Origin of the sequence: Rathayibacter sp. VKM Ac-2926 (genome assembly GCF_022815565.1) — a bacterium.
In the GTDB taxonomy this organism is placed as follows: domain Bacteria; phylum Actinomycetota; class Actinomycetes; order Actinomycetales; family Microbacteriaceae; genus Rathayibacter; species Rathayibacter festucae.
In genome coordinates this window covers 17,809-40,480 of the sequence record NZ_JALGRS010000003.1, presented here as the reverse complement: position 1 = coordinate 40,480, position 22,672 = coordinate 17,809, and the positions used below count along the sequence as shown (strand labels likewise).

Sequence of the window (22,672 nt, the reverse complement as noted above, 5' to 3'; positions counted from 1 at the left end):
CCGGCGATGTCGAGAGGACGTGCACCCGACGCTCACCCCGCTCCCGGCCGCGCAGTGGTGTGATGGAGGGATGGATGCTCTCTACACCGCCATCGCCCACGCCTCCGGTGGAGGACGCGACGGCCACGTCCGCACCGAGGACGACCGGCTCGACCTCGACACCCGCCCGCCCCAGGAGCTCGGCGGCTCCGGCGAGGGCACGAACCCGGAGCAGCTCTTCGCCGCCGGCTTCGCGGCCTGCTTCCTCAGCGCGCTGCACGGCTCCGGCAAGGCGCTCTCGATCGACACCACCGACGCGCAGGTGTCGGCGAGCGTCTCGATCGGCAAGAACGACGACGGCGGCTTCGGCCTCGCGGTCGAGCTCGACATCCATGTCCCCAAGGCGAGCTCGGCGGACGCGCACGCCGTCGCCGAGAAGGCGCACACCATGTGCCCGTACTCGAACGCGACCCGCGGCAACGTGGACGTCGTCCTCAACATCGTCGACTGACGCCGCCTCTCCTCGAAGGCCCCTGCCCGGTGACGGGCGGGGGCCTTCGTCGTGCCGCCGCCTTCGGCTCGTGATTCCGGCTCGGGCTCGCGGGAATCGCGGGATTCGACGTGCCGGAAGCGTTTGTGCGTGCCGGGGGTCGGTGGGGTCGAGCTTCGGCTCGCGATTCTGGCTGGGGCTCGTGGAAATCGCGAGATTTCGCGTGCCCGGGGTGTTTCTGCGTGCCGGAGCTTGGCGGGGGTCGAACTCGGGCTCGTGATGACGGGTCGGGCTCGCGGGAACTGCGGCTTTCGGCGTGCCGGAGGTGCCTCCGCGAGCCGGAGGTCTGCCACGGCAGGAGTGCGTCGTGCCCGTCCGTTAGGGTCGGAGGCATGATCGAGGAACCGTCGCGCGAGGGGTCGGACGCCGAGGCGCTGGCCGAGCTCGAGCAGATCCGTCAGAGCATCGACAACATCGACGCGGCACTGATCCACCTGCTCGCCGAGCGCTTCAAGTTCACCCAGAAGGTCGGGCGGCTGAAGGCGGCGCACGGGCTGCCGCCCGCCGACCTCGACCGCGAGTCGCGCCAGATCGCTCGGCTGCGGGCCCTGGCGGAGGACGCGCACCTCGACCCGGCCTTCGCGGAGAAGTTCCTCGGCTTCATCGTCGCCGAGGTCATCCACCACCACGAGCAGATCGCGAGCGGCGCGGCGGACTGACGCTCTCGGCGGGTTCGCTCGGGTGGGTCTCGATACGCCCCTTCGGGGCTACTCGACCAGGATGGGTGCGGGCCTGCGGCGGCTGCTCGACCAGCATCGGAGGGTGCCCGCCCGACAGGGTGGGCGGCCGCTCACCGAGCGGCCCCCGCTTCATGCTGATCGAGTAGCCCGCGGAGCGGGCGTATCGAGATCCACCGGCGTCAGGAGTGGAGTCTGCAGACGCGGCCTGCTGAGGACGGCGGGTCTCGATACGCCGCCTTCGGCGGCTGCTCGACCAGCCTGGGAGGCGCCTGCGGCGGCCGCTCCGTGATGCTGGACGTCTTGACCCCTCCCGCGAGATGCCACTTGTGCACGCTCGACACGGCGTGTCGCGTGCACAAGTGGCATCTCGCGGAGGGGAGGGGTCAGGCCTCGACGGGGCGGGTCAGGGCGCGGACCGAGGTGACGCGGCGGCGGGCGATGGCGGCGACCGTCAGGAGGAGGCCGAAGAGCAGCCAGATCAGCAGGCCGACGACGGCGGCGGCGACGCCGCCGGTGCCCTCGACCACGCCGGCCAGCGCGTTCTGCGCGGCGGAGAGCGGCAGGAAGGCGAGGGCGTCGTCGAAGACGCCCGGGACCGTCGAGATGATGCCGGCGCCGAGGCCGATCACCGCGGCGACCATCGAGACGAAGCGGCCGAGCCCGCCGAGCAGGGCGACCAGGCCCTGGTTCACGGCGGCGAACGACGCCCCCGCGAGCATCGCCAGCGCGGCGAAGCCGAACCAGGTCACGAGGTCGAGGCTCGCGACCGCGCTCATCACGATCGCGACGGCGAGGCCCTGCACGAGTCCGATCACGAGGGCCGGCACGTAGGAGGACAGCGCCAGCGCCGCGGAGGAGCGGGTCGAGGAGAGCGCGCGGTGCGAGAACGCGGCGAGCACGAGGAAGGTCGCCAGGGCGCCGAGCCAGAGCGCGATCGTCGCGAAGAACGGCACGCTCGACGCTCCGAAGAGGTCCGTGCTGCCGCTCGAGTTCTCGACCGGGTCGGAGACGACGTCGGCGAGGTTCTGCGACTCCGACTCCGTGTAGGTCGGCAGCTGGGCGACGGCCGCGTCGAGGCCGGTCGCGAGCGAGCGGGTGCCGTCGGCGAGCTGGAGGGCGCCGTCCGAGACTCCGCCCGCGCCGTCGGCGAGCTGTCGTGCTCCGTCGGCCGCCGAGGAGGCGCCGGTCGAGAGCTGCGCGGCCCCGTCCGCGGCCGAGGTCGCGCCGGTCGCCAGCTGGCGTGCGCCGTCGGCGGCGGAGGCGGCGCCGGTGGCGAGTTGCGACGCTCCGCCGGCGGCCGTGGCGGCGCCGGTCGAGAGCTGGCTCAGGCCGCCCGCGAGGGCGGTCGCTCCGTCGGCGACGCCGCGCGCTCCGGCGGCCGACTGCGCGGTCCCGGCGACGAGCGACGGCTGACCGTTCGCTCCGTCGTTGATGCCGGCCGAGATGCCCGTGGCGTACTGAGCGGTCGCGCCCGCCTGGTAGAGCGCGCCGGCCTGGTTCGTGGTGTCGAGCTGGCTGCCGGCTTCCGCGAGGATGGCGGCGCAGACGGGGTCGGTCGCGGCGCAGGACTGCGCGAGCGCGGCGATGGTGCCGAGCGAGGTGCCGGTGGTGGTCGCGGACCGGGCGGCGAGCCCGGAGGCGGTCGCGGCGGTGTCGCCCAGCGCCGAGACTCCCGCGGCGAGACCGTCGAGGCCGTCGGCGAGCGAGCCCGCTCCCGTCGCGAGCTGCGTCGCGCCGTCGGCCGACTGCTGCGCGCCGCTCGCGAGCTGCGAGACGCCGCCCGAGAGGTCGGAGGCACCGGTGCCCACCTGCGCGACGCCGTCCGCCAGGGACGACGCGCCCGTGCCGAGTTGCGCGACTCCGCCGGAGAGGCCGGAGGCGCCGGTGGCGAGGTCGTCGATGCCGTCCGCGAGCGTGCTGGTGCCGTCGGCGAGCGTCGACGCGCCGGTGCCGAGCTGGTCGGCGCCGTCGGCGAGGGTGCCGGCGCCGTCCGCCGCCTGGCCGATCTGCTCGTTCAGGGTGTTGAAGCCGACGTAGATGTTCTCGAGGTACGCGGTGGTCAGCTGCGTGTTCAGCAGCGCCGTCGCCGTGCTGGTGACCGTCGCCGAGATGGCGTCGTCGACGAGCTTCGCCTTCTCGCTGGTGGCGATGTCGATCGTGGCCTTCGTCGCGGCGGCGGCGTCTCCGGCGTAGGAGGTCGCGGCGGCCGAGAACGAGGACGGGATCGTGACGACGGTCGCGTAGCTGCCGTCGGCGAGGCCCTTCGCCGCGTCGTCCTTGTCGGTGAGGACCCAGGTGAAGTTGCCGGTGGAGTCGGAGCCCGAGACGTTCGCCGCGGGGCTCGCGGAGGGAGACGGAGTGCCGGACGCGGAGGGCGCGGGCGTCGCCGCGTCCGTCTCCCCGCCGGTGACGAGCCCGGCCGCGAGCTGGCGGCCGAGCGGCACGGTCTGCCCGTTGAGCTCGACGGGGGTGTCCTCGTTCACGACCGCGGCCGTGATGGTGTCGAGGCGCTCGGTCGGGTTCCACAGCGCCCAGACGAGCAGGCCGCCGATGACGAGCGGGACGAGGACGATGCCGAGAAGGGTCACCCAGGACACCTTCTTGACGCCGCGGGGGCGTTCGAGGGAGAAGAGAGCCATCTGTCAGCGGACCTTCGCGATAGCGCGGCGCTCGGCCGCGGGGGAGACCGCGAGCTCGCCGCGGTCGGTGGGGAGGAGGTCGTCGAGCGCGTCCGCGTCGACGGAGGAGGCGATCACCGTGAAGGAGTGCTCCTTCTGCGCGGCCTTCGCGCGGGCCCGGTCGAGCTCGGCGCGGATGCCGTCGCGAAGCTGCGGGTCGGTGACGGTGTCGAGGTCGTCGAGCACGAGCAGCGGCGGGGCCGTCTCGAGCGCCGCGCGCACCTCGGCCACCGGATCGACCGCGCCGGCGAGCCGGACGAGTCCGACGCGCCCGCGGACCGCGGAGGAGCGGATCGGCACGACGAGGCCGTCGACCTTGAGCCGGCCGGCGTCGGGGGCGAGGCGCCCCGCGATCGTCAGCAGCAGCGCGGTGCGGCCCGAGCGGTGCGGGCCGTGCACGACGAGCGCGCCGCCCGCGGGCACCCGCACGTCGACGTCGCGGTAGACCGGGCCGTCGGGACCGTCGAGGCACAGCCCCTCGGCCGCGACCGCGTCGGTGGCGCCGGGCTCGGGCCAGTCGGCGAGCGCGAGCTCCTTGGTCAGGCCCTCGCCCTCCACGTCGAAGGAGGGGAGCACCCGGTCGAGCCAGCGCGGCATGTGCCAGGCGCGGTCGCCGAGGAGGTGCAGCACCGCGGGCACCAGCGTCATCCGGACGATGAAGGCGTCGACGAACACGCCCACCGCCAGGCCGAGCGCGATCGGCTTGATGTTGGTGTCGCCCTCCGGCACGAACGCCGCGAAGACGGAGAACATGATGATCGCCGCCGCGGTCACGACCTTCGCCGAGCCGACGAAGCCCGACTCGACCGCCGCGCGGGCCGGACGGCCGTGCACGTAGTCCTCGCGCATCCGCGAGACGAGGAACACCTCGTAGTCCATCGCCAGCCCGAAGAGCACGCCCATCAGGATGATCGGCATGAAGCTGATGATCGGGCCGGTCTTGTCCACGTGCAGGGCGTCGGCGAACCAGCCCCACTCGAAGACCGCCGCGACGGCGCCGAAGGACGCGCCGACGGAGAGCAGGTAGCCGAGCGTCGCCTTGAGCGGCACCCAGAGCGAGCGGAAGACCATCGTCAGCAGCACCAGCGAGAGCCCGACGACCAGCAGGCCGAACGGCAGCAGCGCGTTCGCGAGGGTGTCGGAGATGTCGATGCCGACCGCGGTCTGCCCGGTGACCGCGAGGTCGACCCCGTAGGTCTCCTCGAAGTAGTCGTGCTTGTCGCGGATCTCGGCGACCAGCGCCTTGGTGGCCTCGGAGTCCGGGCCGCCCTCGGGGATCACCTGGATGATCCCGGTGTCGGCGGTCTCGTTCGGGGTGGCGAGCGGCACGGAGGCGACGCCGTCCAGGCCCTCGATCTCGGTCTTGAGGTCGGCCATCAGGCCGAGCGGATCGGTCGAGCCGATGATCGTGCCGGTGACGATGAGCGGGCCGTTGTAGCCGGGGCCGAAGTTCTCGGCGAGCAGGTCGTAGGTGTCGCGCGCGGGCGTGCCCTCGGCCTGGTAGCCGGCGTCGGGCAGGGCGAGGCGGAGGCTCAGCGCCGGGATCGACGCCATGCCGAGCACGCCGACGACGGCGATGATCGTGAGGATCGGGAAGCGGGTGACGACGCGCACCCAGCCGCGGAAGAAGCCGCGCGGGACCTCGGCGTGCACGTGCGAGCCCGGGGAGGGGGCGGTCGCGTCCTCGGCGGCGTCGGGGTCGGTGTGGGCGCCGGTGGCCACGGCGGCCTTCTCGGCGCCGGAGGTCGCGGCAGCCTTCTTCGCCGCGGCCTTCTTCGCCTTCCGCTCCTTCGGCCGGAGGCGCTCGCCGGCGAAGCCGAGCAGCGCGGGGGTGAGCGTGAGCGCGATGACCACGGCGATGGCGACTCCGCCCGCCGCCGCGATGCCCATCGTGGTGAGGAACGGGATGCCCGCGACCGAGAGGCCGGCGAGCGCGATGATGACGGTCAGGCCGGCGAAGACGACCGCGGAGCCGGCGGTCGCGGTCGCGCGGGCGGCCGACTCCTCCGGCGCCATGCCCTGCTTCAGCTGGTCCTGGTGCCGGCTGATGATGAAGAGCGCGTAGTCGATGCCGACCGCGAGGCCGAGCATCAGCGCCAGCAGCGGCGTGGTGGAGGAGATCGAGGCGAAGCGGGTCGCGATGAAGATCGCGGACATCGAGAGCGCGACGCCGAGCAGCGCGGTCACCAGCGGCATGCCGGCGGCGAGGAACGAGCCGAAGGTGAGCACCAGGACGACCAGCGCCACGAGGAGGCCGATCCCCTCGGTGACGGTGACGCCGGGCAGGCTCTGGGAGAAGAGGTCGCCGCCGAGCGAGACCACGGCGCCCGCGGGGAGCGCGTCCTGGAGGGTGGTGGCCTCGGCCTGGAGCGCGTCCCGCGACGCCTCGGAGGTCGTGGTGGCGGAGCCGTCCATCTGCGTGGTGATGACCAGCGCGTTGCCGGCCTCGGAGATCGTGCCCTCGACGGTGTCGGAGTAGGGGTCGGTGACCGCGGCGACGCCGTCGATCGCCTCGAGCGCGGTGACCGCCTCGCCGACCGGGCCGCTGATGTCCGCGTCCTCGACGCTGCCGCCGTCGGGCGCGACGACGACGTAGCGCGCCGAGGTGCCGCTGACCTGGGGGAAGGTGCGCTCGAGCTGGTCCAGCGCGGTCTGCGACTGGGTGCCGGGGATGGAGAACGTGTTGTCCGTGCCCTGGTTGAGCAGCAGCGCGCCACCGCCCGCGAGAACGACGACGGCGAGCCAGAGGACGGCGACCAGCCGGTGGGCGCGGAACACCCAGCGGCCGAGTCGGTAGAGCATCGACGACACGCGTGTCTCCTGACGACGGGGGAGCGGAAAGGGACACGACTCTGTGCTCGGAGAGCGCGGTCGTGCCGTCAGCACGAACGCGCGGGAGGCGACGTGCACGATGCACGACCGTGCTCGATACACGAACGTATCCGATACGCGAATGTATCCGATACAGTGATGTATCTCAACACCGCCGACGCCCGCCCGGGAAGGACTCAGGATGACCGACTCCGTCGAGACCTCCCGCAGAGGCCGGACGCGCGAGCGGCTCCTCGACGCCGCGTACGACGTCTTCGCCGAGACCGGCGTGCACACGGCCTCGGTCGAGCAGATCTGCGAGCGCGCGGGGTTCAGCCGCGGCGCCTTCTACTCCAACTTCTCCACGAAGGAGGAGCTGTTCTTCGCGCTGATGCAGCGGGAGAACGGCGCCCGCCTGGACGGCCTGGTCGAGCAGATGGGGCGCACGATCCCCAAGGTCGCCGAATCGGACGAGCCGCTGACTCCCGAGACGCTCGCGGTCGTCATCCTCGACTTCCTGCAGGGGCCGTTCACCGACAGCCGGCGCTGGTGCGTCGTGCAGTCCGAGTTCGAGCTGCTAGCGCTGCGCGACGCGGCGATCGCTCCGCAGTACAGCGCCTTCCGGGCGGGCTTCGACGCGACCCTCGTCGACATCGTGCGGGGGGCGCTGCAGCAGGTGCACCGCGACTTCTCGCTGGCGCCGACCACGGCCGTCCGCCTGCTGATCGCGAGCTACGACGACGCGGTGAAGACCTCGATCCTCGAGGGCGACTCGGAGGAGGCCGCGCTCGAGCGGCTCCGGGCGACGCTCACCGACGTGGTGCTGGCGATCTCGGCGGAGCGCTAGGCCGGGTGGGCCGGTCCGCCGGGCGCGGAGCCACCGGGCGCGGAGCCGTCGGGCGCTGAGCCGCCGGCGCAACCGGTCCCGGTGGTGCCCGCGCGCGAGGAGGATGGACCCATGGAACTGCGCCAGCTCGAACACTTCCTCGCCGTCGCGAAGGAGCAGCACTTCACCCGCGCGGCGAGCGCCCTGCAGATCTCGCAGTCGGGCCTGTCGGCGTCGATCCGGGCGCTCGAGAGCGAGCTGGGCAGCCCGCTGTTCACCCGGAGCACCCGCCGGGTCGAGCTGACGCCGGCCGGCCGGGCGATGCTCGCGGAGTCGGAGCAGTCGGTCGCCAGCGCGCTCGCCGCTCGCGACGCCGTGCTGGCGGTGCAGGGCGTGCTGCGGGGGAGTCTCGCGGTCGGCACCGAGGAGTGCCTCGGCGGCGTGCACCTGCCGCGCGAGCTCGCGACCTTCCGGGAGCAGCACCCGGGCGTCGGGCTGCGGCTGACCCACGACGGCTCGGGCACGCTGCTGGACGCCGTGGGCAGCGGGCGGCTGGATCTCGCGCTGGTCGCCGACATCGGCGCGGTGCCGGCCGGAGTGGTCACGCGGCCGCTCGCCAGCGAGGGCTTCGCGGTGCTCGCGCATCCGGAGCATCCGCTGGCCGACCGGCCGGTGTGCCGGATCCCGGACCTCGAGGGGCAGACGATCGTCGGCCTGCAGGAGCACTGGGGCGCGAGCCACCTCGCCGCCCAGGCGTTCGCCGCGCACGGCCTGGCGTTCGAGGTGGAGCTCGAGGTGAACGACGTGCACACCCTGCTCGACCTCGTCGAGTACGGCATGGGCGTGGCGGTCGTGCCGGCGCACTTCGCCGAGAAGCGTCCGGCCGGCCTGCGCGCGGTGCCGCTGGAGGACCCGCTGCTCGTCTGGCGCACGATGGTCGCCCTCCCCGAGCGGCCGACGGCCGCGGCCCGCGCCTTCGTCGCGGCCCTGCCGGCCGCCGCCGCCGCCCGCTGACCGACGGCCGGCGGGGCGGGCCCCGCATATCGATTGAGGAGCCCGCGCAGCGGGCGTATCGAGATCCGCCGCGCTCAGTCGAGCGAGGCGAGCTCCTCCGCGGTCAGCTCGAGGTCGGCCGCCGTGGCGGAGTCGCGGATGCTCTCGGGGCGCGACGATCCCGGGATCGGGATGACGGTGGGCGACTTCGCCAGCTCCCAGGCCAGGCAGACCACCTGCGGCGAGACGTCGTGCGCCTCGGCGACGGTGGCGAACGCCGCGAACGATGTGCCCAGCTCGGCGGCCGAGGTGATGCCGCCCAGCGGGCTCCACGGCAGGAAGGCGAGGCCCAGCTCGGCGCAGAGCTCGAGCTCCGGCTCGCTGGAGCGGAATTTCGGCGAGAACTGGTTCTGCACGGAGACCAGGCGGTCGCCGAGGATCCCGTGCGCCTCGCGGATCTGGTCCGGGTCGGCGTTCGAGATGCCGGCGCGGAGGATCACTCCCTCGTCGAGCAGCTCGGCGAGCGCGCCGATCGAGTCGGCGTAGGGCACCTCCGGGTCGGGGCGGTGGTACTGGTAGAGGCCGATCGCGTCGACGCCGAGGCGCTGCGCGGAGGCGCGGGCCGCCTCCTTGAGGTACTCGGGGCGGCCGTCCTGGGTCCAGACTCCCGGCTCGGGGCGGAGGTGCCCGCCCTTGGTGGCGACGAGCACCCCGGAGGTGTCGCCGCCGTAGCCGCGGAGCGCCTCGGCGATGAGCAGCTCGTTGTGGCCGAGGTCGGCGTCGCCGCCCTGGTGGTAGGCGTCCGCCGTGTCGATGAGGGTGACGCCGGCGTCGAGGGCGGCGTGGATCGTGGCGATCGACCGCTCGCGGTCGGGGCGGCCCTCGATCGACATCGGCATGCCGCCGAGTCCGATGCTGCCGACGCTGATGTCGCCGATGCTGCGCTGCTTCATGGGGTCTCTTTCCGGTGAGGCGGGTGGTCGCCGCGTGCTCGTCTTCTGGGTAGGGGTGGTCACCGCGTGCTCGTCTTCCGGGCGGGGGTGGTCCTCACGCTGGTCGAGTAGCCCCGCAGGGGCGTATCGAGACCCGCCGCTGTCCGGAGGGGGGTCTGCAGACTCGGCTTCCGGCGGTGGTGGATCTCGATACGCCCGCTGCGCGGGCTACTCGATCAGCATGGAAGCTGTGGATGTCGACGTCCGCGAGCGCCCCGCGGACAGGCGGCTCACCAGGCGTAGTCCTCCGGCGCCGTGCGGTGCCCGGGGAAGATCTCGTCGAGGCGGGCGAGGTCCGCGGGCTCCAGCGCGATCTCGACGGCGGCGACGGCGCTCTCGAGCTGCTCCATCGTCCGCGGCCCGGTGATCGGACCGGTGACGCCCGGCTGGTGCAGCAGCCAGGCGAGCGCGAGCTCCCCCGGCGCGATCCCGCGCTCGCGGGCGAAGGCCTCGTACTGCTCCAGCGCGGGGCGGTTCTTCTCGATCGCCTCGAGCGAGCGGGCGGAGGCGCGACGGCTGCCCGACTCCGTCTTCTCGATCACGCCACCGAGCAGGCCGCCCTGCAGCGGCGACCAGGGGATGACGCCGAGCCCGTAGTGCTGGGCGGCGGGCAGGACCTCGCGCTCGATGTCGCGGACGAGCAGGTTGTAGATCGACTGCTCGGAGGAGAGGCCGGTGAAGCGGCGGTCGCGCGCCGCCTCCTGCGCCTGCGCGATGTGCCAGCCGGCGAAGTTGCTCGAGCCGACGTAGAGGACCTTGCCCTGCTGGACCGCGACCTCCATCGCCTGCCAGATCTCGTCCCACGGCGTCGTGCGGTCGACGTGGTGGAACTGGTACAGGTCGATGTGGTCGGTCTGCAGGCGGCGCAGGCTGTCGTCGAGCGCGCGGCGGATGTTGAGGGCGGAGAGCCGCCCGCCGTTGGGCCAGGAGTCGCGGCCGCGCTCGGCGCCGGGAGCGGCGTGCTGCTCCATGTCGCCGTAGAGCTTGGTCGCGAGGACGGTGCGCTCGCGGCGCTCGGCGCCCTGCGCGAACCAGCGGCCGACGATCTCCTCCGTCGCGCCGCGTCCACCCTCGCCGCCGTAGACGTTCGCGGTGTCGAAGAAGTTGACGCCGAGCTCGTGCGCGCGGTCCATGATCGCGAACGAGTCGGGCTCGCTGGTCTCCGGGCCGAAGTTCATGGTGCCCAGGACGGCGCGGGAGACGGACAGACCGGTGCGGCCGAGATTCGTGTACTGCATGCCTCCAGTTGACGCCGTCGCGGGCCCGGTGTCCAACAGGCGTCGGCGATGGGATTCAGCGGGGGAGGAGGTCAATCGCGCTGCGGGTTAGAGTCTGGGAGTGGCATCGAAGACGACTCAGCGCATCGTGATCGTGCTCGCGAGCACCCTCCTGCTCGCCGGCTGCACGTCGGCGGCCGACATCCCGGACGCGGCGCCGACCGCCGAGGCCGGTGCGGCGAGTTCCGCGACCGCCACGAGTGCGCCGAGCGCCGACGCCGGTCCGCGTCCCGTGCCGAGCGTCTCGCTCGCGCCGGTGCCCGTCGCCGCGACCGGCGAGTGCGTGATCTCCGACCTGGCCGGCGGCGGCTCGATCGGCGACGTCGACCTCGAGGTCGTGCGCGACCGGGGGACCCGCGAGGGCGCGGCCGGGACGACGCGCACCGCGACCGACGGCACGCCCGCCGCCTATGTCGTCGCCGCGGGTGACAACCCGGCGTGGATCGCCGACCGCTTCTGCGTGAGCCCCGACTACCTCGACGCCCTCAACTCCGTGCGCCGCGACGGCGTCACCCTGACCAGCCTCTTCGGCGGCGACACCCTCAACCTCAGCCCATCGACGGTCCTGACCGTCGGCGACCAGAACGGCCGCGTCCTCGACAACGCCGAGCCCGAGCCGCTGCCGACCCAGGCCGGCTGAGCCGGCCCTGCCGCCGGCCGTTGGTCTCGATACGCCCCTGCGGGGCTGCTCGACCACCATGGGCGGCGCGTCGGTCAGAGCCCGATCACGCCGACGAGCACGGCCGAGAGGGCGACCGTGCCGGCGAAGCCGGTGGTCCGGGCGCGGCGCTTCGCCGGGTCCTCGAGCCAAGGGAGGGCGTGCCAGCGCGTCACGGCGCCGAACGCCCCGGCCGCCGCCAGCGCCACGAGCGCGAACCACGGCACGAGGGTCACCAGCGTCCAGTCGGCGAGCACCCGCACCAGCAGCAGCACGAGCGCCGACTCGACGCCGCGGGTGAGCACGCGCAGGCGATCGCGGTCGAGGTGCTTCGCCGTGCGGCGCGAGGGGATGCTCCCGAGTGCGAAGCGGCCGACGGTGAAGACCGAGACGGCGAGGGCGATCAGCGTGGCGAGGATCATGCCTCCTCCTCCAGGACGTGGGCGAGCAGGTCGAGGCCGAGCGCGTCGACCGAGGTCGCGGTGCTCGAGTTCACGAAGACGGCGACGCCGCGCTCCCGGTCCATCGCGAGCATGGTCGCGTAGCCGGCGGTGCCGCCGTTGTGCCAGGTCGTCGAGCCGCCGCCCGCCGCCGGGGAGGTGAACCAGGCGAGGCCGATGCGGTCGCCGTCGCCGGCGTCGAAGCGCGGCTCGAGGACGGTCGCGGCCGGGACGCCGAGCGCCGGGTCGTCGGTGAGCAGGGCGCTCGCGTACCGCGCCATGTCCGCGGCGGTCGAGCGGACGCCTCCGGCCGGTGCGTAGCCCTCGAGTGTCCACGGGCCGACCGAGCGGCCGCTCTCGGAGTAGCCCGTGGGCGCGTCCGGCGCGAGGGCGTCCGCCGAGACGGGGGCCGAGCTGCCGGTCATCCCGAGCGGCGTGAAGATCCGCTCCTGCACGAGGTCGGCGTAGTCGGCTCCCTCCGCCCGGGCGAGGGTCTGCCCCAGGACGGCGACACCGAGGTTGGAGTAGGCGACCTCGTCCGTCCCGCCGCCGGCGCTCGCCGCCTGGCGCAGGACGTCGTCCGGCGAGAAGGTCGTGTACGGATCGACGCCGCGCAGCTGCGCGACGAGCGTCGCCGCCAGGTCGAGCGGCGCCGAGGACAGGCGCGGGAGCCCGGAGCGATGGCTCGCCAGCTCCTCCAGCGTGCCGTCGAAGCCGCCCAGCTCCGCGTGGTCGCCGAAGCGATCGGTGAGGGCGACCGTCCCGGCGTCGGCGCTCTGCGCGAGGAGCAGCGCCGTCATCGTCTTGGTCACCGAGCCGATCTCGACCTCCGTGCTCTCGTCGGCGCCGAGTCCGGCGAAGCGGACGCCGTCGGGAGTGACGACCGCGGCGACGAGCCGGTCGCGCGTGCCGTCGGCCTGCTCGGACAGCCACTGGGCGATCGCGGCGTCGCCGGTGCGCTCGTCCGAGAGCCGGGGCGCCGGCGGGCGCAGCAGCACCCCTCCGGCGAGCACGGCGACGGCCGCGGCGGCGGCGATCAGGCGGGTTCGGGTTCTCATCGGGGACCTCCTGCGGCGAGAAGGATCGTCAGCAGGGGCACCAGCCGCTCGGGCGGGATGCCGTAGCGCCCGCGCCCTCGCGCCTCGAGCCAGCCCGCCGCGACCAGCTGGTTGACGTGGTGGTAGATCTGGCCGGTCGTGCCGGCACCCTCGCTCTCGGCGAGCTGCGCGACCGTCTCGACTCCGCCCGCGACGGCCTGCAGGAAGCGCAGGCGCACCGGGCTGCCCAGCGCGGCCAGCGCCGCCGGGCCCGGGCTCGACCCCCAGTCGCGCTCGAAGAACGCGTCGGTGCTGAGGCCGTACTGCCACTCGACCGGCCCGGCCGGAGTGGCGACGGCACCCGCGAACACGACTCCGCCCGGCGAGGGCAGGCGTTCCTTGAGCGCGCTGAGCGCCCAGAACGGGTCGTCCTGCGCCGGGGCGGCCGCGGTGCTGCCGGGCGTCGCGACGAGCGCGGCCCCCTCGAGCCGCTCGAGCCGTTCCCGCAGCTCGTCGAGCTCGCCGGCGAGGTCACGTTCGGAGGTCATGCCTCCACTATTGCAAACATTCCGTAATCCCGGAACCCGCGCTCCGGTCCCGGCGCCCACTCCTCAAGAGTTGTCGTACGCGCTTCCCGAGTACGACAACTTCTGCGCACGCGCGACGCACCCGCGGAGACTCGCCCGCCCCACTCCTCGAAAGTTGCGGTAGCGGCGCGCGACTACCGCAACTTCTGGAGGCTCGGGCGGGTGCCCCGGCGGGCGGTGCGGGCGAGTCCTCCGAAGTTGCGGTAGTCGAGCGCGACTACCGCAACTTTTGGAGGGTGGGGCGGGCTCCGGAGCGGAGCCGCCCCGCGTCAGGCGAAGCGGGACGGCAGCACGGCGCCGTTCACGGTGCGCAGCTCCTCGAGCGGCACCGTGAAGAGGCCCTGGACCTCGACGACGGGGGACTCGGCGTCGGTGACCCCGATCCGGAGCACGGGGTAGCCGCGGCCCTCGCAGAGCCCGCGGAACTTCACGTCGTCCTCGCGCGGCACGGACACCAGCACGCGGCCGGTCGACTCCGAGAAGAGGGCGGCGGTGGCGTCGACGCCGTCGCGCTCCATCAGCTCGTCGAGCCAGATCCGCACGCCGACGCCGAAGCGCATCGCGGACTCGGCCAGCGCGACGACGAGTCCGCCGTCGGCGAGGTCGTGCGCGGAGGCGATCAGCGACTCGGTCGAGCCGGCCGCGATCAGCTCGGCGAGCGACTTCTCGGCGGTGAGGTCGAGCTGCGGGGGACGCCCGCCGAGGTGGTCGTGCACGGTGCCGGCCCAGGCGGAGCCGTCGAGCTCGTCGCGGGTGACGCCGAGGAGGTAGACGTTGTCGCCCTCGTCCTGCCAGCCGGAGGGGATGCGGCGGGCGACGTCGTCGATGACGCCGAGCACGCCGACGACAGGGGTCGGGAAGATCGGCACGTCGCCGGTCTGGTTGTAGAACGAGACGTTGCCGCCGGTGACGGGGATCTCGAGCTCGAGGCAGGCGTCGGCGAGCGCGCCGACGGCCTCGCGGAACTGCCACATCACCTCGGGGTTCTCCGGGCTGCCGAAGTTGAGGCAGTCCGAGACGGCGACGGGGGTCGCTCCGGTGACGGCGACGTTGCGGAACGCCTCGGCGAGCGCGAGGCGCGCGCCCTGCGCGGGGTCGAGCTGGCACCAGCGGCCGTTGGCATCGGTGGCGACGGCGAAGCCCAGTCCGGACTCCTCATCGACGCGGACCATGCCGCCGTCGTCGGGGTAGCTCAGCGCGGTGTTGCCGAGCACGTAGCGGTCGTACTGCGAGGTGATCCAGCTCTTGTCGGCGAGGTTCGCGGAGCCGAGCAGCGCGAGAGTCTCGGCGCGCAGGGCGTCGCCCTCGGTCGAGCGCGGCAGGCGCGAGGAGGAGTCGGCCTGCAGGGCGTCGAGCCAGGCGGGGTAGGCGATCGGGCGCTCGTAGACCGGGCCGTCGACGGCGACGGTGCGCGGGTCGACGTTCACGATCTCCTCGCCGTGCCAGTTGATGATCAGGCGGCCGGAGTCGGTGACCTCGCCGAGCACGCTGGTCTCGACGTCCCACTTGCGGACGACCTCGAGGAACGCGTCGAGCTTCTCGGGGCGGACGACCGCCATCATCCGCTCCTGCGACTCCGACATCAGGATCTCCTCGGCCGTCAGCGAGGGATCGCGCAGCAGCACCGAGTCGAGCTCGATGAACATGCCGCCGTCGCCGTTCGAGGCGAGCTCGGAGGTGGCGCAGGAGATGCCGGCCGCGCCGAGGTCCTGGATGCCCTCGACGAGGTCCTTGCGGAACAGCTCGAGGCAGCACTCGATGAGCACCTTCTCGGCGAACGGGTCGCCGACCTGGACGGCCGGGCGCTTGGTCGGGCCGCCGTCGGCGAAGCTGTCCGAGGCGAGGATCGACGCGCCGCCGATGCCGTCGCCGCCGGTGCGCGCCCCGAAGAGCACGACCTTGTTGCCGACGCCGCGGGCGTTGGCGAGGTGCAGGTCCTCGTGGCGGAGGACGCCCACCGCGAGGGCGTTGACGAGCGGGTTGCCCTGGTAGACGGAGTCGAAGTACGTCTCGCCGCCGATGTTCGGCAGGCCGAGGCAGTTGGCGTAGAAGGAGATCCCGGCGACCACGCCGTGCACGACGCGGGCGGTGTCCGGATCGTCGATGTCGCCGAAGCGCAGGGCGTCCATCACGGCGACGGGGCGGGCGCCCATCGAGATGATGTCGCGGACGATGCCGCCGACTCCGGTGGCCGCGCCCTGGAACGGCTCGATGTAGCTGGGGTGGTTGTGGCTCTCGATCTTGAAGGTGACGGCCCAGCCCTCGCCCACGTCGACCACTCCGGCGTTCTCGCCCATGCCGACCATGAGGTTCTTCTTCATGGCAGGCGAGACCTTCTGCCCGAACTGGCGGAGGTACATCTTCGACGACTTGTAGGAGCAGTGCTCGCTCCACATCACCGAGTACATCGCCAGCTCGCCGCTCGTGGGGCGCCGGCCGAGGATCTCGCGGATGCTCGCGTACTCGTCGGGCTTCAGCCCCAGCGCCGCGTAGGGCTGCTCCTTCTCGGGAGTGACGGCCGCGTTCGCGGTGGTGTCGGGAACGGCGATGCGGGCGTCTGCGGTGCGGCTGTCTGCCATGTGCTGGAGGCTCCAGGAGAGAGGGTGGGGATGCGCGACGATCCTACCGGGGCGGGCGGTCGGCCCTCGGGGGCGGCCTCCGGGCGTCCTTCCCGTCGATCGGGCACCGCCTAGGATCGGCCGGGTGGAGCGGGGGATCGGCACGGCGCGCGGAAGCGAGACGGCGCGGGCCGTCGGCACGACACGCGGAACCGGCACGGCGACGGCCGCGGCCGTCCTCGCGACCCTGCTCTGGGCGCTCTGGCAGTGCTTCGGCAACCTCGGCGCCGCGAACATCTCCTCGGACGAGCCCGTCTACCTCTCCGCCGGCTGGAGCTACCTGCACGGCGACATGACGCCCAACCTCGAGCACCCGCCGACCGCGAAGTACCTGATCGGACTCGCGCAGGTCCTGCTCGGCGAGGGCCTGCTCGCGGGGCGGATCGCGGCCGGCGCGGCGACCCTCCTCACCGGCGTCATCCTCTGGTTCTGGCTGAAGCGCGAGCTCGGCACCGTCCTCGCGCTGATCCCGGCCGGGCTGTTCCTCCTCTTCCCGCGGACCACCGCGACCGGCGGCACCCGGATCGACCGGCTCGCGCTCCTGGAGCCGTTCATGGTGCTCTTCGCGGTCGCCGCGATGGCCGCCGCCTGGGCCTGGGCGCGACGCGGGGCGGCGGGGGAGCGCACTGGCCGGCTGATCGCCGTCGCCGGCGTCCTCTTCGCGCTGTCGGTCACCTCGAAGCTGACGACCCTGGCGCTGGCGCCGGTGTTCCTCGTGCCGCTGCTGCTGATCGGCGACCGCCGCCGGGCACTCCGGGGCTTCGCGGCCTTCGCGCTCGCCTTCCTCGTGACCGCGGTGCTCGCCTACCTGCCGGTGCACCCGGTCGAGGCGATCCGCTACCTGCTCGACTTCCAGAGCGAGCACAACGCGAGCGGGCACATGATCGACGTCGCGGGGGCGCCGTACCGCTTCCCGCCGTGGTGGGCGAACCTCTGGTTCATGCTGTCGGGCGTCGGTCCGGCGGCGCTCGCCGTGCTCGTGCTCGGCGGACTGCTGGCGCTGCTCGCGCCGCGGCGGCGGGCGCTGGTGCTGTACCTGGCGGGCGCGACACTGCTCCTGCTGGTCTTCCACCTGCTGATCAGCGCGGTCGCGCTGCCGCACTACTACGTGGCATGGGCGTGGCTGCTCTGCGTACTGGCCGGGATGGGGATCGCCGAGGCGCTGCGGGACGGGCTCGCACTGCCATGGCGGATCGCGCGGCCGGTCGGCGTCCTGCTGCTGGTGGCCTCGCTGGTGATCGCGGCGGCGACCTCCGTCGGCATCGCGCAGGAGCGGCCGACCGGGATCGCGCGGGTGGCGGGCGCGCTGCACGAGCGCGGGCTCGACGGCGGGCTGGTGCTGGTGCAGGGGATGTCGTCGGGGGTCTACGTGCCCTACATCGGCGATCGGTACACGACGGATCCGGCGTCGGAGGGGATCGTCGCGATCGCGATCGAGGAGTCGGCGCGCTTCCCGCTGGATCCGCGGGTCGAGGAGTACCTGGCGACCGATCCGACCGTGGTGCAGCTCGACGAGCTGCGGCTGGTGCTCACGGACGGGCCGCTGCCGGCGGAGTGACCGGGGTGTGCGCGGATGCGCTGCACAACATCAGCTGAGAAGGGGGTGCCTCCGCTGTGGGGCGAGGGACCCCCTTCTCAGCTGATGTTGTGCGCGGGAGTGCGCGCTCAGGCGGAGCGGCAGGGCCCGGAATCGACGGTCGCGGTCAGCGACGGCGCCTCGGCGGCCACCGGTCCGAGCACCGAGAGCGGGATCGCGTAGCCGACGTTGTCGACCGAGGCGGCCTTGCCGAACACGACGCCCGAGACGGTGCCGTCGAGGGAGAGCAGCGGTCCGCCGGAGTTGCCCTGGTTGACGAGGGCCGCGAGCGTCAGCACCTCGCGCGAGGTCGGCGCGCCGTCGACCATCAGCGAGACGGTGGCGTCGGAGGAGATCTGCGCGGCGCCGAGGGTCAGCGGTCCGCCGAACGGGTAGCCCGCCACCACGCCGTCGTCGCCGGCCAGGACCGCGTCGTCGAGGGCGAGCGGCGCGGCGGAGAGCCCGTCGACGGCGATGACCGCGAGGTCGGCGGCGGCGTCGAGGTAGACGACGCGGCCGGTGCGCGGCGGCTCGTTCGGCGCCTCGACCACGGGCTGCGAGACTCCGGCCACCACGTGCGCGTTGGTGACCACCCGGTCGTCCGAGACGACGAAGCCGCTGCCCGTGACGCCGACGTCGCAGGCCCAGGCGGTGCCGGAGACGCGCACGACCGAGTCGGTCGCGGTCGCGACCTCGGGGTCGTCTGTCGCGACGCTGGGGATGACGGGCGCCTCGGTCGGGGCGTCGAGGGCCTCGACGATCCAGGAGGTGCCCTCGTCGACGACGGTCGACTGCAGCTGCGCGAGGAATCCGCGGACCGGGTCGGGCGTGAGGTCGTCGATGGTGCGGATGACGGTGGAGCCCGCGACGGAGGTCGTGACCAGCGGCACGCCGAGCAGCGAGACCGCCGAGGTGACGGCGATCCAGACCAGCCCGGTGATGGCGACGCCGGCGACCCCTCCGGCGAGGCGGTCGAGCAGGCCGAGCTTCACCTTGTCGGCGCCGCGGCCGAAGACGGCGCCGATGGTCGCGCCGATCGCGTAGCCGACGCCGAGCAGCAGCACCGCGGTGCCGATCACGGCGAGCAGCCGCCACTCGCTGCCGGCCGCCCAGGCGGAGACCGCGGGAACGGCGAAGGAGGCGGCGATCGCCCCGGCGACCACCCCCGCCAGGCCGCCGAGCGTGCGGAGGAAGCCGCGGCGCAGGCCGTCGACGAGCGCGCCGATGAGGCTCAGCACGACGACGGCGTCGACGATCACGGATGCGCCCATGCGGAACTCCTCGCGGGTCGGGATCCTCCAGCATGACCGACCGCGGTTGCGGGGACACCCGGAGGACCCTGCGAGTCCCGGACTCTGCATGCTGGTCGAACGGACGCGGCCGCGCCGCGACATGCTGGTCGAAGGGACGCGGTTGCGCCGCGCGATGCCGGTCGAGAGGACGCGGTTGCGCCGCCACATGCTGGTCGAGTAGCCCCGCAGGGGCGTATCGAGACCCGCCGCCCTCAGAAGGGCAGGCCTGCAGACCCCCCCCTTCCGGCGCTGATGGATCTCGATGCGCCCGCTTCGCGGGCTGCTCGATCAGCAGGGCTTCCCCCTTCGCGCGGCCTAGAAGAAGGAGATGCAGTACGGCGCCGCGATCGGCGCGAAGAAGCGGTCGACGCTCTCGTGGTCCGCTTCCGCCAGCGTCACCGCTCCGGCCCGCGCCAGCGTGGACGGGCGGGCGGAGCCGAGCAGCAGCGTGCCGAGGTCGGCGACGTCCAGCGACAGGGTCGCCGCGTCGTCGCTGCGCTCCACCCGGCCCTCGCCGCCCTCGACCGTGATCCGGTAAGTGCCGTCGACGAGGCCGAGCTCATCGCGGACCGCGAGCACCAGCGAGCCGTCGCTCGTCCACGGCCGCGCGCCGAACGCCGCCGCCACGTCGAGCACGCGGGTCCAGATCAGGTCGGCGACCTTCGTCACCTCAACGACGCGCGCGTCGCGCAGCGCCCAGGTCAGCGGGTCGTCGACGGGTGCCATGTCCCAGGTGACGGTCGAGGCGAGGTCGACGGCGCCGAGGAAGCCCCAGAGCCCGAGGTAGGCGTCGGCGGTCGCGGCGACCAGGTCGACGACCTCGAGGGTGCGGTCGTCCTCGTCCGGCCCGACGGCCTTGTAGGTGACGTAGCCGTCGAGCCGTCCGTCGGCGTCGAGGTGCACGGCGGAGCGGACGGCGCGGCCCGGCGCGGTCTCGCCGGGCTCGGTGCCGACGGCGTTCGCGGCGTAGCGCGACTGCCGGGTCAGCGAGCCGGGAGTGCGCGCGTGGAAGGCGCGGAAGACCTCCTCGACCCGCGACTGCAGCCAGGTCGTCGCGACGACCTCGACGCGGCCGGCCGGCTCGACCTGCAGGGCGAAGCGCGGGCCGGTGTCGACGCGGATCGAGCGGGTGAAGGCCGAGCGGCCGAAGCCGAACCGGCGGTAGATCGAGGCCTCGCTCGCGGTGAGCACGGCGACCGCGGCGCCCGATTCGCGGGCCAGGCGCAGGTCGTCGGTGATCATGGCGCGGAGGATCCCGCGGCGGCGGTGCGTGGCCCGGACGGTGACCTGCGAGACGAGGTGCGCGGCGAGCTCGCGCCCGCGGCCGACCTGCAGCGAGCCGGGGAACGCGGCGTAGGTGGCGACGGGGACGGACTCGCCGTCGATGCCCTCGGGGGAGGCCGAATCGTGCACGGCGGTCAGCTCGCGCTGGTCGGCGACCATGTGCTCGGCCCAGTCGCGCCACTGCTCCGGCGTGTACTCCTTCTCGTGGAAGCCCGCGTTGATCGCGGTGCCCCAGGCGGCCGTGGCGGCGTCGGGTCCGCCCTCGGCGGTCAGGGCGGCGGGGAAGCGACGGAATTCGAGACCGGGAAGGGACATCCGTCCAGCTTAGGCACCCGGCCTGCGCGGGTGCTCCGGGGGTCGGAGCGGCGGTCGCTCGGCGCACGCCGCGTGCTCGTGGGTCCACCTCCGGCACGCGGAACCGCGTCGGGCTCGCTGCATCCGCCCGTTTCGGCGTGCCGAAGGTGTTACCGCGTGCCGGAGGTGCGGCCCGGGGAGCTCCGGCTCGTGGAACCGCGTCGGGCTCGCTGCATCCGCCCGTTTCCGCGAGCCGAGGGCGTTTCCACGTGCCGGAGGTGCGGCCCGGGCAGCTCCGGCTCGCGGATTCGGGTCGGGCTCGATGGATCCGCGCGTTTCGGCGTGCCGAAGGTGTTACCGCGTGCCGGAGGTGCGGCCCGGGGAGCTCCGGCTCGCGTGTTCGGGTCGGGCTCGCTGGATCCGCGCGTTTCGGCGTGCCGAGGGTGTTTCCGCGTGCCCGAGGTGCAGCCCCGGGAGCTTCGGCACGCGGAATCGCGTCGGGCACGCTGGATCCGCGCATTTCGGCGTGCCGAAGGTGTTTCCACGTGCCGGAGGTGCAGCCCCGGGAGCTTCGGCACGCGGAATCGCGTCGGGCTCGCTGGATCCGCGCGTTTAGGCGTGCCGAGGGTGTTTCCGCGTGCCGGAGGTGCGGCCCCGGGGGAGTTCCGGCTCGCGGATTCGCGTCCGGCTCGCCGGATCCGCGGGTTCCCGCGTGCCGAGGCCGGTTCCGCGTGCCCGAGGTGGGTCAGAGCGCGCGCCAGCGCTTCTCCAGCGCGTCGTCGACGGCCTCCGCCAGTCCGGCGAGCGCCCCGGGGTCCGGCGCCGCCGACACGACCCGCGCGCAGGCCGCCGCGATCACCGCCCGCCGCCTCGGCAGCGTCGCCGTGAACCCGCAGTCGCGCAGCAGCAGGAGCACCCGCTCGGCCGGAGCCTCGACCGCCAGCGCCAGCAGCAGCCGCCGCTCGAACGGCGCCTCCGGCACCATGAGCCGCCAGAACCCCGCCGCGTCCTGGAACGCGGCCGGCGGATCCGGCACCCGGGCCAGCAGCGCGAGCGCCGCGGCCAGCCCGTCGACGTCCGCCCGCGCGACGAGCCCGCGCAGCCGCGACTCCACGTCCGCCGCGGGACCCGGCCCGAGGGTCACCGACGCGAGCGCGCGCGCGTCGAGCCGTCGCTCCGTCTCCTCGTCCGGCACCGTCTCGTCCGCGGACCACCACGAGAGCAGCGGAGTCGCCGCCACGGCGAAGTCGCCGGGCCGCCGCTCCAGCGCGATCAGCAGATCCTCCGAGGCGGCCAGCGCCACCAGCGCGTCGACGTCCACGGCGAGCACGGTCCCCGAGGTGGACGGCAGCACGAGGTGCCGCCCCGACGGCGGCACGATCTCCGCCCGGGTCCGCGCGCCGGGCCCGCGGGTGCTCGCGCGCAGGATCGCCGCCTCGAGCGTGTCCGAGCCCGTGCCCGATCCCGCCCGCGCCGCACCGCCCCCGAAGATCCGTCCACCGCGCGCCATCCCGCCACGCTACCGTCGGCGGCATGACCCGCCTCGTCGCCCTCCTCCGCGGAGTGAACGTCAACGGCCGCACCGTCCGCAGCGCGGACCTCGCCGCCACCGTCGCGAGCGTCGGCGGCACCGCCGTCCGCACCGTGCTCGCCAGCGGCAACGCCGCCTTCGACTCCGACCGCGACCCCGCCGAGCTGAAGCCCGCGCTGGAGGCGGCCCTCGGCGAGCGCTTCGGCTACGACGCCTGGATCGTCCTCGTCACGCAGGAGGCGCTCGCCGCGGCGGCCGCCGCCTACCCGTTCGAGCGGATCGACGAGACCGCGCACCCCTACGTCGTCTTCGGCTCCGACTCCGCCGCCCTCGACGCGGCCGAGTCCGCGGTCGGCGCGACCGACCCGGCCGTCGAGCTGCTCGCCCGCGGTGACGGCGTCCTCTACTGGCGCTGCCCGAAGGGCTCCTCCACCGACACTCCGGCCGCCAAGATCCTGGCCCGCGCCGTCTTCCGCTCGACCACGACGACCCGGAACCTCCGCACCGTGGAGAAGCTCGTCACCGCCTGAGGTAGGGACGCCCCAGCCCTTTCCGGCTGAGAACTCGCA

At 73.6% G+C, this 22,672-nt stretch carries 18 protein-coding genes; 7 read left to right on the top strand and 11 right to left on the bottom strand.

The genetic code is table 11. From position 1 onward, the window contains the following. The first annotated feature begins 70 nt into the window (after window positions 1-70). Window positions 71-490: an organic hydroperoxide resistance protein gene (locus MT351_RS04525; protein ID WP_132437412.1), complete on the top strand. Its 420-nt coding sequence runs from the start codon at window positions 71-73 to the stop codon at window positions 488-490. A 371-nt stretch (window positions 491-861) separates the two neighbouring features. Further along, window positions 862-1,188 carry a chorismate mutase gene (locus MT351_RS04520; protein ID WP_132437413.1) on the top strand — a complete coding sequence of 109 codons (327 nt, stop codon included), beginning with the start codon at window positions 862-864 and terminating at the stop codon, window positions 1,186-1,188. A gap of 404 nt (window positions 1,189-1,592) precedes the next feature. On the opposite strand, the gene MT351_RS04515 is transcribed toward MT351_RS04520, so the two are convergent. Both MT351_RS04515 and MT351_RS04510 read right to left on the bottom strand, forming a co-directional pair. Continuing rightward, the gene (locus tag MT351_RS04515; protein ID WP_243581374.1) at window positions 1,593-3,848 is read right to left on the bottom strand and encodes a YhgE/Pip domain-containing protein; all 2,256 of its coding nucleotides are present in this window, start codon (window positions 3,846-3,848) and stop codon (window positions 1,593-1,595) included. Window positions 3,849-3,851: 3 nt separating this feature from the next. Next, window positions 3,852-6,698, bottom strand: coding sequence for an MMPL family transporter (locus tag MT351_RS04510; RefSeq protein ID WP_243581373.1), 2,847 nt, complete (start codon window positions 6,696-6,698; stop codon window positions 3,852-3,854). A gap of 202 nt (window positions 6,699-6,900) precedes the next feature. Here MT351_RS04510 and MT351_RS04505 point away from each other — a divergent pair, with 202 nt between their 5' ends. Together MT351_RS04505 and MT351_RS04500 are read left to right on the top strand one after the other, a co-directional pair. Next, window positions 6,901-7,545, top strand: a complete 645-nt coding sequence (locus MT351_RS04505; RefSeq protein WP_123447102.1) for a TetR/AcrR family transcriptional regulator — start codon at window positions 6,901-6,903, stop codon at window positions 7,543-7,545. A 111-nt stretch (window positions 7,546-7,656) separates the two neighbouring features. Next, on the top strand, window positions 7,657-8,538 hold the full coding sequence (locus MT351_RS04500) for a LysR family transcriptional regulator (RefSeq protein WP_123736273.1): 882 nt from the start codon (window positions 7,657-7,659) through the stop codon (window positions 8,536-8,538). A 74-nt stretch (window positions 8,539-8,612) separates the two neighbouring features. Here the strand turns inward: MT351_RS04500 and MT351_RS04495 are convergent, their stop codons facing one another. Together MT351_RS04495 and MT351_RS04490 are read right to left on the bottom strand one after the other, a co-directional pair. Then, window positions 8,613-9,470 carry an aldo/keto reductase gene (locus MT351_RS04495; RefSeq protein ID WP_243581372.1) on the bottom strand — a complete coding sequence of 286 codons (858 nt, stop codon included), beginning with the start codon at window positions 9,468-9,470 and terminating at the stop codon, window positions 8,613-8,615. Window positions 9,471-9,739: 269 nt separating this feature from the next. After that, the gene (locus MT351_RS04490; RefSeq protein WP_243581371.1) at window positions 9,740-10,747 is read right to left on the bottom strand and encodes an aldo/keto reductase; all 1,008 of its coding nucleotides are present in this window, start codon (window positions 10,745-10,747) and stop codon (window positions 9,740-9,742) included. 100 nt (window positions 10,748-10,847) lie between these two features. Between MT351_RS04490 and MT351_RS04485 the strand changes: the two genes are divergently transcribed. Then, window positions 10,848-11,426 carry a hypothetical protein gene (locus MT351_RS04485; RefSeq protein ID WP_243581370.1) on the top strand — a complete coding sequence of 193 codons (579 nt, stop codon included), beginning with the start codon at window positions 10,848-10,850 and terminating at the stop codon, window positions 11,424-11,426. Between the two features lie 74 nt (window positions 11,427-11,500). Here MT351_RS04485 and MT351_RS04480 read toward each other — a convergent pair whose 3' ends face one another. The 4 genes from MT351_RS04480 to purL form a co-directional block, all read right to left on the bottom strand. After that, complete coding sequence (locus tag MT351_RS04480) at window positions 11,501-11,866, bottom strand: hypothetical protein (protein ID WP_243581369.1); 366 nt, start codon at window positions 11,864-11,866, stop codon at window positions 11,501-11,503. Continuing rightward, the gene (locus MT351_RS04475) at window positions 11,863-12,942 is read right to left on the bottom strand and encodes a serine hydrolase (protein ID WP_243581368.1); all 1,080 of its coding nucleotides are present in this window, start codon (window positions 12,940-12,942) and stop codon (window positions 11,863-11,865) included. The genes MT351_RS04480 and MT351_RS04475 overlap by 4 nt, the downstream gene beginning before the upstream one ends. Further along, window positions 12,939-13,469, bottom strand: a complete 531-nt coding sequence (locus MT351_RS04470; protein ID WP_243581367.1) for a helix-turn-helix transcriptional regulator — start codon at window positions 13,467-13,469, stop codon at window positions 12,939-12,941. The genes MT351_RS04475 and MT351_RS04470 overlap by 4 nt, the downstream gene beginning before the upstream one ends. Before the next feature lie 308 nt (window positions 13,470-13,777). After that, window positions 13,778-16,087 carry a phosphoribosylformylglycinamidine synthase subunit PurL gene (gene purL / locus MT351_RS04465; protein WP_243581366.1) on the bottom strand — a complete coding sequence of 770 codons (2,310 nt, stop codon included), beginning with the start codon at window positions 16,085-16,087 and terminating at the stop codon, window positions 13,778-13,780. 124 nt (window positions 16,088-16,211) lie between these two features. Here purL and MT351_RS04460 point away from each other — a divergent pair, with 124 nt between their 5' ends. Next, window positions 16,212-17,684 (top strand): glycosyltransferase family 39 protein, encoded by a 1,473-nt coding sequence (locus MT351_RS04460; protein ID WP_243581365.1) that lies wholly within the window; start codon window positions 16,212-16,214, stop codon window positions 17,682-17,684. A 107-nt stretch (window positions 17,685-17,791) separates the two neighbouring features. Here MT351_RS04460 and MT351_RS04455 read toward each other — a convergent pair whose 3' ends face one another. From MT351_RS04455 to MT351_RS04445, 3 genes are all read right to left on the bottom strand, one after another. Beyond that, on the bottom strand, window positions 17,792-18,973 hold the full coding sequence (locus tag MT351_RS04455) for a MarP family serine protease (RefSeq protein ID WP_243581364.1): 1,182 nt from the start codon (window positions 18,971-18,973) through the stop codon (window positions 17,792-17,794). A 336-nt stretch (window positions 18,974-19,309) separates the two neighbouring features. Then, the gene (locus MT351_RS04450; RefSeq protein WP_243581363.1) at window positions 19,310-20,593 is read right to left on the bottom strand and encodes a GNAT family N-acetyltransferase; all 1,284 of its coding nucleotides are present in this window, start codon (window positions 20,591-20,593) and stop codon (window positions 19,310-19,312) included. A gap of 724 nt (window positions 20,594-21,317) precedes the next feature. Next, on the bottom strand, window positions 21,318-22,082 hold the full coding sequence (locus tag MT351_RS04445) for a DUF2254 family protein (protein ID WP_132437438.1): 765 nt from the start codon (window positions 22,080-22,082) through the stop codon (window positions 21,318-21,320). Window positions 22,083-22,105: 23 nt separating this feature from the next. Between MT351_RS04445 and MT351_RS04440 the strand changes: the two genes are divergently transcribed. After that, on the top strand, window positions 22,106-22,633 hold the full coding sequence (locus tag MT351_RS04440) for a DUF1697 domain-containing protein (protein WP_132437439.1): 528 nt from the start codon (window positions 22,106-22,108) through the stop codon (window positions 22,631-22,633). Window positions 22,634-22,672 lie beyond the last annotated feature (39 nt).

What these genes read in the sequence shown, in the direction of transcription:
- MT351_RS04525 (WP_132437412.1), top strand. Translation starts at nt 71, where the DNA reads ATGGATGCTCTCTACACCGCCATCGCCCACGCCTCCGGTGGAGGACGC.
- MT351_RS04520 (WP_132437413.1), top strand. Translation starts at nt 862, where the DNA reads ATGATCGAGGAACCGTCGCGCGAGGGGTCGGACGCCGAGGCGCTGGCC.
- MT351_RS04515 (WP_243581374.1), bottom strand. Translation starts at nt 3,848, where the DNA reads ATGGCTCTCTTCTCCCTCGAACGCCCCCGCGGCGTCAAGAAGGTGTCC.
- MT351_RS04505 (WP_123447102.1), top strand. Translation starts at nt 6,901, where the DNA reads ATGACCGACTCCGTCGAGACCTCCCGCAGAGGCCGGACGCGCGAGCGG.
- MT351_RS04500 (WP_123736273.1), top strand. Translation starts at nt 7,657, where the DNA reads ATGGAACTGCGCCAGCTCGAACACTTCCTCGCCGTCGCGAAGGAGCAG.
- MT351_RS04495 (WP_243581372.1), bottom strand. Translation starts at nt 9,470, where the DNA reads ATGAAGCAGCGCAGCATCGGCGACATCAGCGTCGGCAGCATCGGACTC.
- MT351_RS04490 (WP_243581371.1), bottom strand. Translation starts at nt 10,747, where the DNA reads ATGCAGTACACGAATCTCGGCCGCACCGGTCTGTCCGTCTCCCGCGCC.
- MT351_RS04480 (WP_243581369.1), bottom strand. Translation starts at nt 11,866, where the DNA reads ATGATCCTCGCCACGCTGATCGCCCTCGCCGTCTCGGTCTTCACCGTC.
- MT351_RS04475 (WP_243581368.1), bottom strand. Translation starts at nt 12,942, where the DNA reads ATGAGAACCCGAACCCGCCTGATCGCCGCCGCCGCGGCCGTCGCCGTG.
- MT351_RS04470 (WP_243581367.1), bottom strand. Translation starts at nt 13,469, where the DNA reads ATGACCTCCGAACGTGACCTCGCCGGCGAGCTCGACGAGCTGCGGGAA.
- purL (WP_243581366.1), bottom strand. Translation starts at nt 16,087, where the DNA reads ATGGCAGACAGCCGCACCGCAGACGCCCGCATCGCCGTTCCCGACACC.
- MT351_RS04455 (WP_243581364.1), bottom strand. Translation starts at nt 18,973, where the DNA reads ATGGGCGCATCCGTGATCGTCGACGCCGTCGTCGTGCTGAGCCTCATC.
- MT351_RS04450 (WP_243581363.1), bottom strand. Translation starts at nt 20,593, where the DNA reads ATGTCCCTTCCCGGTCTCGAATTCCGTCGCTTCCCCGCCGCCCTGACC.
- MT351_RS04445 (WP_132437438.1), bottom strand. Translation starts at nt 22,082, where the DNA reads ATGGCGCGCGGTGGACGGATCTTCGGGGGCGGTGCGGCGCGGGCGGGA.
- MT351_RS04440 (WP_132437439.1), top strand. Translation starts at nt 22,106, where the DNA reads ATGACCCGCCTCGTCGCCCTCCTCCGCGGAGTGAACGTCAACGGCCGC.